Source organism: Pseudobacter ginsenosidimutans, from assembly GCF_007970185.1.
Lineage (GTDB): Bacteria > Bacteroidota > Bacteroidia > Chitinophagales > Chitinophagaceae > Pseudobacter > Pseudobacter ginsenosidimutans.
Genome location: NZ_CP042431.1, coordinates 3,733,779 through 3,745,926, shown reverse-complemented (window position 1 = coordinate 3,745,926; position 12,148 = coordinate 3,733,779). Strand labels below are relative to the sequence as shown.

Genomic DNA, 12,148 nt, shown 5'->3' with positions numbered 1-12,148 from the left:
GTATTTATGCTTGTTAAGTAGGGAAATAGTATGAAGTAAGCTATGCCATCATTTAGTTGGCAGACTGAATGGAGAGTTGTTTGAATGTGTCGTCCAGTAAGGTCTTGTCTGCGCTGATCTCCATCAACCTCCAGTTATTCTGTAAACTTGCTTCCACGATGCGTTCGTTGATCACCAGACCTGGTTCGAAATAAATGCGAACCTGTTTGCCGGTCAGCATTTCCACTCTGTTCACTCCTTTGATGGCCAGCAGGGCTGATTCCGCAGGCATGTTCTCCAATGTAACCAGGAGGCTGCTGGGCGACAAATAATTATCGAATGCATCCATGGAATCCGAGAACACCATCCTGCCCGCTTCGATCATGATCACATCTTTGCAAAGCAAACGGATCTCCGAAAGTATATGTGAACTCAACAGTACTGCATGCTCCTGCGCAATTTCCCTGATCATTTTCCTTGCTTCGATCAGTTGATTGGGATCGAGGCCATTGGTGGGCTCATCCAGCACCACCAGTTTGGGTTTGTGGATCAGCGCCTGTGCAATACCTACACGCTGACGATAACCACCGGATAAATTCTTGATCAGTCTGCTGCTGAAATGACCGATGCCTGTTTTCTCTTTTACTTCTTCCACTGCTGCTTTGATCTTCGTTTTGTCCATTGCCCGCAGGTTAGCGGTATAATGCAGGTATTCATCGATGGTGAAATCAGTGTACAGCGGCGGCGTTTGCGGAAGGAAGCCGATATCTTTTTTTGCTTCCTCCGGTTGTTCGCGGATATCGAAACCGTTAACCGTCACCTTGCCTTCAGTTTGATTCAGCACACCACAGATGATGTTCATGGTAGTTGATTTGCCGGCTCCGTTGGAGCCCAGCAATCCCACGATACCTGTTTGTCCGATCTCGATGTTGAGATCGCGCACAGCCCAGCTGCTGCTGTAACGGTGCGACAGATGTTCAATTTTTAGGATAATGCTCATAATTATTTTTTTCAGCGTGATTAATTATTGCTCATGACTACAGACCTTGGTGCGCCTGCACCAGTATCGTCCTTATCTCCAAACAGAATGATGGTGAAATTCCTGAAGCGATACAGGTTGGAAATACCATATCCGATATCCCGGTCCCTGGTGTCGATCGTTTGTGTAGTGATCAGGTTGCCGTTAGTCTTATCCCTGATCTCGAACTCGTATATTTTTGCATCTTTCTTTACCTCATGGTCTTTGAACGCCGATACAGCTTTGTACCCCAGGCTTTCCACCTCGCTGCCACCGGACTCTCCCTGCAGATTCACACTCACCGTAAGACCTTTCACAAGGTTAACCACACGGATGCCTGCTGTGCTGTCTGTTATGGATGATAAGGCAATACATCGCGAAGGAACAGGGTATCGGGAGCTTCTGTTGTGCCAGTCAGGAAGAGGGTATTGATGGAACTAACGGGAAGGTCTACCTGCACTTCCGTTACCGGCTTACTGTGCGCCAGGGTATCAGGGAATTCAAAAAAGGCAATACGCTGGTGGCCGCTATAGGAATAGAACCTGTTCCTGACTGAGTTGTACGCGGCTATATCGCCGGGGTCACCATAATACAATTTGTGGGCAGTCCTGAACCAGACCAGGGGCTCTGTACCATGGAAGTTGGTGACCAGTGTACCGGTCCCTGTTATTCCATTGAAAATATTCAGGGAAGCCACGCCTGGCGTATCATTTTTTTCGCATGCATTCAGCAGTACAATACAAAGCATGGCAATGATAGATGATCGTATATTTTTCATTTGCAGTAGGCTTTAGTTGTAACCAGGATTGGGAGCGAGATTCCTGTTATTGATAATTTCGTTTACAGGTATCGGATAGAGCAGCTGATAATCGCCTGCCCAGGGTTGTTTGGCAAACATTTGAGAAAGTACTGAGCTGGCCTTGCCGCTCCTTTTCAGATCGAACCAGCGATGGCCCCATTCCAGGAAGAGCTCAATCCTTCTTTCTTTTTCGATTGCTGTGAATACATCCTGCTGCGACAAATTATCCGGCAGATCATTGAGCCCTGCCCTGAACCTGATCACATTCAGATCATCGATAGCATCGGTAAGTGCTGCTGCACCATTGGCTGCAGCTTCCGCCCTGATCAGGAATTGTTCAGCAAGACGCAGAGCGGTATAGTATTCCGTTGCCTCGCCGCCAATGACCCTGTTATAATATCCCATCTTGTATTTGAATGCGAAATATCTTGGGCTGCCTGTATTGTTCACCGGAGAAATGCCTACCCATTGTGCAAGCCTTTTGTCTGTTGGTTCAAAAGCCTGCACCAGTTCATCGGTCATATGATAATAGATCAACGAGAACTGGGGATCAGCCTCACTGTTCCTGCCCGGGATCAGGAATGCGCCTTCTCCGGTGGCATTGCCTCTTGAATAATTGGTGGTGTAGTTCTCAAATTGCCAGATCGCTTCCCGGCTCGTTTTGAGAAATGGTTTAGTCAGATCCATTTCAAGACCGAACTGTGCTGTGTTGGCAATCACGGCGCTTGCTTCCTTATAAGCATTCTCATAATCGCGTATATACAAATACGCTCTTGCCAGGAGGGCTGTAGCTGCCCATTTATCGGCATAGATCCTGGTGTTCCCAGGTCCGGTATTCTCCGTGGGCAGATCGGCCTGCGCTTCTTTCAGGTCTTTGATGATCTGTTTGTAAACATCCGCAACAGGTGTTCTGGTGTAATACCTTGTTTGGTTGAAATCCACTGTCAATGCCAGCGGCAGGTCGCCAAAGAAATTCACGAGATAGAAATAACAGAACGCTCTGATGAATTTGGATTCGGCTGTCAGTTTTTTTCTCACCCCCTGCGAGAGCAAAGAAGAAGTGGAAGCAGCAATACCTTCTATCACACCATTGGCATTGTAGATAGTGAGATAGGCAGATGACCAGAGTGCAGGCGAGGTCGCATTCTGAACAAGGATCTTATTGGTGCTGAATTGTAAGTAGGGATTATCAGTTCCTGCTATCCTGACGGACAATTCATCAGAAGATAATCCTCCAAGCACGGTAGAGAGGCCGGCGCTGAACAGTTCGGCGGCTGAGCCTTCACCATTCCCGTTTGCCAATTTGGAATACACACCGGCCATCGCTGCTTTGGCCTGCACATCGTCCCTGAATACCTGGTTGGTGGTGATGGTATCGATGGGATCGTCTATAGTTACAAGTTTTTCGCAGGAACTCATCGCAACCAATCCTGCCAGTATGATGATGATTTGTTTTAGATTTCGCATGGCTCAGCATTAGAGGGTGATGTTAATATTCAGAACGATGTCTTTGGTGGGTGGCATCACGTTGATGCTTTGAATATCGGGATCGAGGCCCTGGTACTTCGTGATCACGAAAATATTCCCCGCATTGATGCTGACGAAAGCTCCCTTTAGTCCGAGCTTACGATAGATCTTTTCCGTGAGCGACCACGAAAAGGAAATATTATTCATGCGCAGACTGGAAGCATCCACATAACCAAGATTGGAAAGCTCTCTCGCATAAGGCTGATTGTAAGTAGTGGTGAACCTGGAGTATTTGGCATTGTCGCCTGGTTTCCGCCAGCGGTTATTGAACATCTCCACGGTAATATTTCCCATCGTTCCGGGATTCTGAGCCGTTCTGAAAGCCTCCATTCCATTCTGGAACCTGTAGCTGAAGCTTAGATTCAGTGAAAAGTTTTTGTATCGCAGGTTATGATCAATACCTCCGGTGAATTTCGGTCCCAGTAACATCACTTTCTGTACATCGCTCGGGAAGGTTAGCGGAGGATTGTTGAAATGAGAACTGGGATCGATAGATCCATCTCCATTGTAATCCTGGAACTGGTAGTTTCCTGTCATCGGATCCACGCCCACATAATTCAGCAGGTAAATATTCTGTGTTGATTCTCCCACCACGTATTTATAGAAGTCAGGAGAGTTCTCGATGCCGGGATAAGACCTCAACATGTTCCTGTTGAATCCGCCATTCACACTCATGTTCCAGCCAAAGTTTTTCTTTTGTATCGCCTGTATAACTATTCTGCCTTCATATCCTTTATTATCTACCACTGCATTCCAGTTACCATATACAGTTGGGAACCCTGTATAGATCGGTGTGGGATTGCCGAGCAGCTGATCACCTGTTCGCCTGTTGTAATAGTTGAGTGACATTGATACACGGCTGTCTTTTCCAAATCCCACTTCCATACCAAGGTTTATCTCTTTGCTCGACTGCCAGTGATAATCCTGGTTAACGGCATGCATGCTTACCATCGGCGCCACGCCGCCATACACCGGCATTTCCTTTCTTCCCCATTGGGTAAGGTACTGGTAATCGCCTCCGCCGTCTGATCCGGCTGTGCCGTAATTGGCATGGAACTTCAGCATACTTACTACAGGCGCAAGCGTTTTGGCGATCCAGGGCTCTGCAGTAGCGATCCATGCAGCGCCGATGGAACCAAAGTTCCCGAAACGATTGCCCGGACCGAACCTGGAAGAACCATCCCTCCTTCCCGTCAGATTCATTACGTATTTATTATCCCAGATATACTCCACTCTTCCCAATACGCCGAAATATTTGTAGGGAGAATAAGTATTGGCGCTAAAGGAGAATGGAGCGGCCATAATGGAGCGCAGGAGGGCATCATTGGTGAAACCAATTGCCATCGTGCTCAGGCTTTCTCTTTTCTCGTTCTTTAAAGTAGCGCCGGCAAGGATGGCCAGCTTTCCTTTACCGATCCAGGTATCGTAACTGAGCTGAGGCTCGAATGTGAACGTACTGTTCGTTCCCCTGGAATGCACGGTTTGTCCTGTTGGGTTCATCGCTGGATTCAGGGACCTGATAGGTGTCAGTGCCCAACTTTCATTGTTTGACCGGATCAGTCCAAGATTTGAAATAACGGAGAGCCCTTTCGCCAGTTGATAGCTTACTTTGAAATTGGTCATAAGGGCATTGGTGCGGCTGTCGATCGGCTGGAACAGGTTTTGAATGCCTGTACTTTCGATAACACCAATAGTTCCTGCATATCCCCTGAAGTTGATCTCACCTGCAGAGTCCAGCAGCGGTGGTGCATTGGGAGGTAGTTTGCTCAGAATGGGCGTACTCACCATATTGGCCAGCGTATAGGTGTACGCTGCTGTAGCCGATACTTTGAATTTTTGGTTATTACTGGCAAAGTCCACACCCATCCTTACATTGATGGCTTCATTCTTACCTGAGACCCTGGTAATGGATCTTACAGTATTGTAGCTTGCGCTTATGGAACTTCTGAGCTGCGGCCCGCCCCCGAATAGCTGATCATCGCATTCAGGTTGCTACCGGTGTTACCAAATATTTCCTTTTGCCAGTCAGTATACCTGGTAGTATCCCAAAGCAGCAGGTCCGGAGCATCAGCAGGCATGGGTGTAAGACCATCGTTCTTGTAAGCCTCCCTCCGCATTTCGAGATACTGTTTTGTGTTGAGCATATCGAAATAGCGCATCACTTTGGATATGCCATATCCTACACTCACATTCAGATCGGATGTATTTGATTTGGCTCTTTTAGTAGTGATCAGTATCACACCATTGGCGCCTGAAGAACCATAGATGGCAGTTGAGCCGAGATCTTTCAATACTTCTATACTTTCAATATCCTTCGGGTTGAATCCGAAAAGCGGGCTCTGGCTGCCTGCCGGACTTAGCGTGGCCATCCATCCCTGTACAGGTCCATCCCCATGTAATACGCCATCATTGGAGCCAACATTCATAGGTGTTCCATCGATCACGATCAGCGGATTGGGACTGGCTGCCGATAAAAGGCTTTTACCCCTGATGGTGATCTCAACCGGCGCTGCCGCATGCCCGGAGTTGGGAGTTACGATCATGCCCGGAACTTTCCCCTGCAAGGCCATGAGCGGATTCATCACAGGTTGACGAGCGATCTCCTCACCGGAAACACGGGCCACGGAAGAAGTACTCAGCAGCCTGGTTGTTTTACTGTAACCCTGCGCCACTACCTGGTCAAGTTCATTGGTAGCGTCTTCCAGCATAACAGTGATGCCCTGTAAAAATTCCACTTTTACATCCACTGGTTTGTATCCGATATAACTTACTCTCAGCATATCTCCCAGCTTTGCCTCCTTGAATTCGAAAGAGCCATTGGCAGCGGTACTAACACCTTTGGATGTGCCACGTAACATGATACTCGCATTGCTGAGCGGTTCAAATCTTTTATTGTACACGAATCCTTTAATAGCATTGGCGGAACTTGCAGTTGATGAAGCAGCCGGATTTCCGGCAGAATCAACAGGCAGTTTCGGTTTCTCCTTTTCCGTTACCACCACTGTTCTCCCTACGATGGTATACACCAATTCCGTCTGTTGACTGAAGATCTTCGTAAGAGCCTCAGTTAAAGTAAGTCCCTGAAAATTGAGCGTTACTTTTGAAGCCTTGTTATAAAATACTTCGTTGAAAAAAAACGAATAGCCTGTCTGGTTCTTGATCTGCTTCAGTACAGTTTCCAGTTTTGCATTCTTCACGGAGAGCGTCACCACCTGGGCTGTCCCCCGCAAACTGCAGAACAGGCAGCCTATAACCAAAATGAGCGCAGTTAGTTTCATCCGGATCTTTTTTACTTTCTTAATCTGGCCGGATGGAACTTCGCATATACACCCTCTTTGTGGGAAATTTGTTATGCTTCGTTTCATGAATTTTGCAGTTAATGTTCAGTAGTTAGTTGGTAATAGTCAATACGATTCCTGACAGCTTTGATACAAAGCCGATACAGATATCCGGAAATAAAATGTTTATGGAATAACTATGATCTTCTTCTCCTCTACAATAAATCTGATCTTCATCACCTCCATTATTTTGAGTACTTCATCCAGGTTGGCATTCCTGGGGATCTCTCCTCCGAATTTCATATCGGTTACTCCTGGCCGGTATTCGATACTTACATCATACCATCTTGCAATCTGCCGCATCACCATTTTCAGATCAGCATGATCGAAGTAGAAAAATCCATTCTTCCAGGCAAGCACTTCTTCGGGATTGATATTGTCGCTGATCCTGAACTGGCCATTGTCTTCCAGTTGGGCTTGTTGCCCGGGATGCATCAGGAACCGATCCTTTCCTTTGGCGAGTTTTATGGAGCCTTCCAGCAGGGTGGTTCTGGCCACCGGTTCGTCAACATAGGCATTGATATTGAAATGCGTGCCCAGCACTTCGATCTCCATATTGCCGCCCTCGCCGGTGAGTCCGGCCACTTTTACTTTGAACGGCATATTGCCCGGACCGCGCCTGGCCTTCATTTTGGCCACTTCAAAATAAGCCTCGCCGGTAATGGTAACGGATCTTTCCTTTCCATGGAAACTGGTAGGATAAGTGATGGAAGAAGCGGCATTCAGCCAAACTTTGGTGCCATCAGGCAAGGTAAGTTTGTATTGACCTCCGCGGGGAGTTTTCAATGTGTTGAAAGCAATAGTTTCGGTTGTTCCTGCCTGTTGTTGCCGGTAATCGATCCTTCCTTCCTCCGATTTGAACACGAGGCTTCCCTCTTGTTCCGCCAGCTGGCCATTGGCAGAGCTGTCCAGGAAGAGCTGCTTACCATTGCTCAGCACCAATACAGCCTTATCTCCCCCTGGCCTGGGCATTTCCCCTTTCACCACCATAACGCCTGGTTCAGGTTGCCGGTTATGGTTCACGATCCACCAGGCGGCAATACCGGCCATCAGTACCAGGACTGCTGCAGCAGCCCATTTCACCGGGAATCTTACCAGTTTGCGCACAGGTGTTTCCTGGGCTGCCTTCTTTGCTGCAATACCGCTGTACAAGCGCGCCCTAAGTTCCTCCGTTCCCATCCCGGTATGCAGTGGCTCCTGCAACAATCGATCGATGAGCTGCGGAAAATCAGGATGCTCACCCTTCAGGGCTTCCAGGAACAGGGAAGCTTCTTCTGTAGTGAGGGTGCCTTCCACCCAGCCATCGAAAAGTTGTTCAAAATCTTTCATCATAAATAAAGACAACGGTAAAAAAGATTCCTACCAGTGTGTTTTCAATTTTTTTAAAAAATTCTGAGATCCTGCTACAGGAAAGGTTGCCGGAGGCTATAATGCCTATTTCATCGTTTCGAGAAGGGCAATTATCATCACAGTAGGAGAAGCGTGATGACGCAGGTATTCCCTGATATATTTCAGGGCAATGGTCAGATGGTTCTTCACGGTATTGGGAGAAATATTCAATTGAGCAGCCACTTCATTGTAGCTAAGTCCCTGCTCCCGGGCGAGTTGATAAACAGCCCGCTGCTGCGTGGAAAGGTTTGCTACGGCCTTATTCAGCAGCTCTGAAGATTCCTTGAAAAGCAGTTCGCTTTCAGGGTTTTCCCTGGCGCCTTCAAACCAGTCGATAATATGTTTATTGTATTGCTCTTCCCGCTGCTGCTGCTTCAGCACGTTGTAGATATGATTGCGGGCAATGATAAAAAGATAACTGTCGGGTTTCTCCACTTCGGGCAATTCCTCACGCTTATTCCAGATCTTCAGGAAGATCTCCTGTACAATGTCTTCGGCCAGGGCTTCTGATTTGGTGAGCATGAGGGCCACTGAATACAGGTGCTCCCAATAGGTGTCGAACAAATTCCTGAAAGCAGTCTCGTCGCCTCCGGCAATTAGTTTGAACCATTCTTTATGAAGGGATCTGTCCTGCATATAGCGAATGCTTAGTTTGGGGAATTAGCAGTTTGAATAAATACAGGACAGGTTATGGAAGAATACCGGCACCTAAATTAGCGGATATTTTCAGAACAGGAAATTTTTTTGGCGGGTGTAAATCATGAGTAGCTTATCTTGTTTGCGAATCGAATACCCATGCCCACGAAACTGTATACCAAAGCTGACCCAAAGGATATTGACAAAGTAATACAACTGCTGAATGGTATTTACCCTGTGAGTGACAATTTCCGGAATGCGCTCAACAAGCATTTCATGGCCCTTGAACTGAAGAAAGGCGCTACACTGATCAAAGAAGGAGAAACCTGCCAGTATATGTATTTTATTATCCGGGGTGCATTGATGGGCCAAACCACCCATAAGAAAAAAAAGATCGTTACCTATATTTCAGTAGCGAATGAATTTGTCAGTTCTATCTCCGGTATGCACGGGATGGCGCCAACGAAAGAGGGCATCATTGCTATCGAGCCCACTTCCCTGATTGCCTTTCCCAATGAGGTGATCCTTCAATTATTCGAACAACAGTTCGACCTGAATTATGCTTTCCGAATGCTGGTGCAACAATATTACCAGGATGCACAGGAACGCTCACATATCATCCGGGTGGGGAATGCCAAAGAACGGTACCAGTATTTTCTGCAAACCAAACCAGGATATATCGATCAGATACCATTGGAACACATCGCTTCCCTGCTGGATATGCAACCCAAAACCCTGGAGAAGATCCGGAAGCAGCATGCGGACCTGCTGAAAAAAGATGAAGAAACAGAAAGGATCTGCCGTCTGCTGGAAGAGCAACTTACCAGACACAAGCGTTACGAAGAAAAAAATATCAGTCTCAGTTCGCTGGCTAAATCGATACAAATCAGCAGCCACAAATTATCATCGTTGCTGAATAATCACTATCAGCAATCCTTTGTAGACTTCATCAATTCATACCGGGTGAAGAGCATCAGGGAACAATTGGCCCAGCCCAGGCAGGAACAACCTTTCACCATCGAAGCGCTGGCATACAATGCGGGCTTCTCTTCACGCAGCGCCTTCTATAGCGCTTTCAGGAAACTGGTAGGGGTCAGTCCTGCCGAATATGCGCAACAGATGCGGCCCTGATCCTGCCCACAACAGAATGTGTTCATGAAATTAAATTGTCCCGATTTATAAAACAGGACAAAACAGAGGGGTTTTGCATTTTTAAGGACCGGAGTGTTGAATAGTTTTGCAGCACCTAAACCATTCTATACAAAAACCTCCGTGATGCCAAAACTTTTACTCTCATTGCTACTCATCTTTCAAATTTCCCATGCACAGTCCAGCAGAGTTTATGTAAATGTTGCCGCTACCGGAGCCAACAATGGAACGTCATGGGCTGATGCTTATACAGATCTGCAGGTGGCCATGGACTTCGCTTATTACAATTATAAGGATACTGTTTGGGTAGCCCGGGGAACTTATCAAAATGCTGTGGATCCATCTTTTTATCCTATGGAGAATGTAAAGGTCTTCGGAGGTTTTACCGGTTCGGAAACCATGTTTGAAGAGCGTGACTGGCGTACCAATATTACCATTCTGAAGGGCAAGACCGCTCATGTTATCTGGTGCAACAACAGAGGCGTTACCAATGCTTTCATATTGGATGGCTTCACCATTACCGGGGGCACCGGCATGGTAAGCACCAGTGGTGGTGGAATGTATATTGTTTACGATAGTCCGCTTTTCAGGAACTGTACCATCACCGGCAATAAGACAACAGGCAGTGCAAAGGGCGGTGGAGCCTGGTGCCAGATCGGAAGCCCGGTTTTCATCAATTGTGTATTTTCAAACAATGAAGCTGCCGGAGGTGGCGGGATCGCTTCGGATGAAGCCTATGTTACGCTGATCAATTGCGTCATCTCGGGGAATGTGTCCAGGAATACCGTAGGAGGTGGTGGCCTTTATATGTCAACAGGCGGAAACCTCGGCAGCCTGACCATGGTCAATTGCACGGTTTCTGGCAACCGAACACCGGGTAGTGGAGGCGGGTTCAGGCTTTTCGGTATTCCGGCAAACATCAGCAATTCGATCTTTTATGGAAATCATTCCGATTATGGGTCTACTATCTCCGTCACCAAACCCGCTACCACCACTCTTACGAATTGTATAGTAGAAGGCGGATACCCGGGAGCAGGGAATATGGATGTAAATCCTCAGTTTGTAAATGCGCCCCCTCCTTCCACCATTCCTTTTGCAACAGGTGATTACAGATTACGCGCCTGCAGCCCGGCCATTACAGCCGGCGACAATTCAAAACTGACCGTGAGCATCGATAATGATGAACTACCCAGGGTTGTAAACTCAACAGTGGACATCGGAGCGTACGAATTTCAGTCGCTTCCGGAAAGCAGCAGCCTGGCGAATGGCAATTCTAATGTCTCGAGAAATATTTATCCCGGCATCACACTCATAACGGTTCCGGGTAGTTGTGATATGATTGCGGCTCTACAGCCCAATGGAGGCAGCACGGCCTTATCAGGAGATGTTTCCACGAAATCATGGATCGATGGCAGCGTGCAAAACTGGAATGGTCAATATTATGTACAACGCCATTACGATATCAGCCCCGCAACAAATGCTGCTGCCGCCACTGCAAGGATCACTTTATATTGTACACAAGCCGAATTTGACGCATTCAACCTGGTGAGTGCAGACAAACTGCCTACCGGCCCTAGCGATGCACAAGGCATAGCCAATCTGCGGGTCTGGCAATTTCATGGGACTTCAGCTTCGGGTACACCAGGCAGTTATTCCGGATCCACGGAGACCATTGATCCTGTCAACGCAGACATTCTTTGGAACAGTACACATAATTACTGGCAATTGAGCTTTGACGTAACAGGCTTCAGCGGCTTTGCCCTAACAGCCATGGCCACAACGCTTCCATTAAAACTAACAGCATTCAACGGCCGCTTACAACACAATAAGGTCTTACTGCAATGGACAACCGCCGGTGAATACAATACGGACCATTTTGAATTATGGCGGAGCTTTGATGGCAGCCAGTATGAGTCCATCGGTAAGCTGATGGCAGCCGGGACAGGTAATAATGAATATTCTTTTACGGATATAGGGCCCGGTGAAAGAAATTTTTATCGCCTGCTCATGAAAGACAAAGACGGACAGTCTACACAAAGCCAGATCATCCAGGTGAGAAGCACCGGGATCAAACAATCCACTATCCTTTATCCTAACCCCACCCGTGATCTCGTTACCATTTCCATTGGCTCCGATGAGCTGTTGCATACAAAAGCGGTACTGATCAATGCGCAGGGGCAAGCTATCCGGCAGCTTATGATCGCAAACAATACCGAAACATTTTCAATAGCTGAATTGCCGCCGGGGCTCTATCTGCTGAAATTGCAAAACGGAGAAACGCTTAGATTGGTAAAGCAATAAGTTGAATGACTA

The 12,148-nt window shown here is 47.3% G+C and carries 10 protein-coding genes; 2 read left to right on the top strand and 8 right to left on the bottom strand.

The window, feature by feature from the left end:
- Positions 1–52 precede the first annotated feature (52 nt).
- From FSB84_RS15115 to FSB84_RS15080, 8 genes are all read right to left on the bottom strand, one after another.
- Complete coding sequence (locus FSB84_RS15115) at positions 53–979, bottom strand: ABC transporter ATP-binding protein (protein ID WP_207234164.1); 927 nt, start codon at positions 977–979, stop codon at positions 53–55.
- A 20-nt stretch (positions 980–999) separates the two neighbouring features.
- The gene (locus FSB84_RS15110; protein WP_147122196.1) at positions 1,000–1,314 is read right to left on the bottom strand and encodes a hypothetical protein; all 315 of its coding nucleotides are present in this window, start codon (positions 1,312–1,314) and stop codon (positions 1,000–1,002) included.
- A gap of 35 nt (positions 1,315–1,349) precedes the next feature.
- Positions 1,350–1,775 carry a hypothetical protein gene (locus FSB84_RS15105; RefSeq protein WP_147122195.1) on the bottom strand — a complete coding sequence of 142 codons (426 nt, stop codon included), beginning with the start codon at positions 1,773–1,775 and terminating at the stop codon, positions 1,350–1,352.
- A 12-nt stretch (positions 1,776–1,787) separates the two neighbouring features.
- Positions 1,788–3,263 carry a RagB/SusD family nutrient uptake outer membrane protein gene (locus FSB84_RS15100; RefSeq protein WP_130538775.1) on the bottom strand — a complete coding sequence of 492 codons (1,476 nt, stop codon included), beginning with the start codon at positions 3,261–3,263 and terminating at the stop codon, positions 1,788–1,790.
- Between the two features lie 9 nt (positions 3,264–3,272).
- On the bottom strand, positions 3,273–5,189 hold the full coding sequence (locus FSB84_RS15095; protein WP_147122193.1) for a SusC/RagA family TonB-linked outer membrane protein: 1,917 nt from the start codon (positions 5,187–5,189) through the stop codon (positions 3,273–3,275).
- Between the two features lie 68 nt (positions 5,190–5,257).
- The gene (locus tag FSB84_RS15090; RefSeq protein ID WP_158643916.1) at positions 5,258–6,601 is read right to left on the bottom strand and encodes a SusC/RagA family TonB-linked outer membrane protein; all 1,344 of its coding nucleotides are present in this window, start codon (positions 6,599–6,601) and stop codon (positions 5,258–5,260) included.
- Positions 6,602–6,787: 186 nt separating this feature from the next.
- Complete coding sequence (locus FSB84_RS15085; RefSeq protein WP_130538773.1) at positions 6,788–7,993, bottom strand: FecR family protein; 1,206 nt, start codon at positions 7,991–7,993, stop codon at positions 6,788–6,790.
- A gap of 102 nt (positions 7,994–8,095) precedes the next feature.
- Positions 8,096–8,686 carry an RNA polymerase sigma factor gene (locus FSB84_RS15080; RefSeq protein WP_130538772.1) on the bottom strand — a complete coding sequence of 197 codons (591 nt, stop codon included), beginning with the start codon at positions 8,684–8,686 and terminating at the stop codon, positions 8,096–8,098.
- Positions 8,687–8,845: 159 nt separating this feature from the next.
- Between FSB84_RS15080 and FSB84_RS15075 the strand changes: the two genes are divergently transcribed.
- Together FSB84_RS15075 and FSB84_RS15070 are read left to right on the top strand one after the other, a co-directional pair.
- Complete coding sequence (locus FSB84_RS15075) at positions 8,846–9,817, top strand: helix-turn-helix domain-containing protein (RefSeq protein ID WP_130538771.1); 972 nt, start codon at positions 8,846–8,848, stop codon at positions 9,815–9,817.
- Between the two features lie 144 nt (positions 9,818–9,961).
- The gene (locus tag FSB84_RS15070) at positions 9,962–12,136 is read left to right on the top strand and encodes a T9SS type A sorting domain-containing protein (RefSeq protein WP_130538770.1); all 2,175 of its coding nucleotides are present in this window, start codon (positions 9,962–9,964) and stop codon (positions 12,134–12,136) included.
- The last annotated feature ends 12 nt before the right edge of the window (positions 12,137–12,148 follow it).

Coding starts and splice junctions, on each gene's coding strand:
- FSB84_RS15115 (WP_207234164.1), bottom strand. CDS start 979: ATGAGCATTATCCTAAAAATTGAACATCTGTCGCACCGTTACAGCAGC.
- FSB84_RS15085 (WP_130538773.1), bottom strand. CDS start 7,993: ATGATGAAAGATTTTGAACAACTTTTCGATGGCTGGGTGGAAGGCACC.
- FSB84_RS15070 (WP_130538770.1), top strand. CDS start 9,962: ATGCCAAAACTTTTACTCTCATTGCTACTCATCTTTCAAATTTCCCAT.
- FSB84_RS15100 (WP_130538775.1), bottom strand. CDS start 3,263: ATGCGAAATCTAAAACAAATCATCATCATACTGGCAGGATTGGTTGCG.
- FSB84_RS15080 (WP_130538772.1), bottom strand. CDS start 8,686: ATGCAGGACAGATCCCTTCATAAAGAATGGTTCAAACTAATTGCCGGA.
- FSB84_RS15095 (WP_147122193.1), bottom strand. CDS start 5,189: ATGGGTGTGGACTTTGCCAGTAATAACCAAAAATTCAAAGTATCGGCT.
- FSB84_RS15090 (WP_158643916.1), bottom strand. CDS start 6,601: ATGAAACTAACTGCGCTCATTTTGGTTATAGGCTGCCTGTTCTGCAGT.
- FSB84_RS15075 (WP_130538771.1), top strand. CDS start 8,846: ATGCCCACGAAACTGTATACCAAAGCTGACCCAAAGGATATTGACAAA.
- FSB84_RS15105 (WP_147122195.1), bottom strand. CDS start 1,775: ATGAAAAATATACGATCATCTATCATTGCCATGCTTTGTATTGTACTG.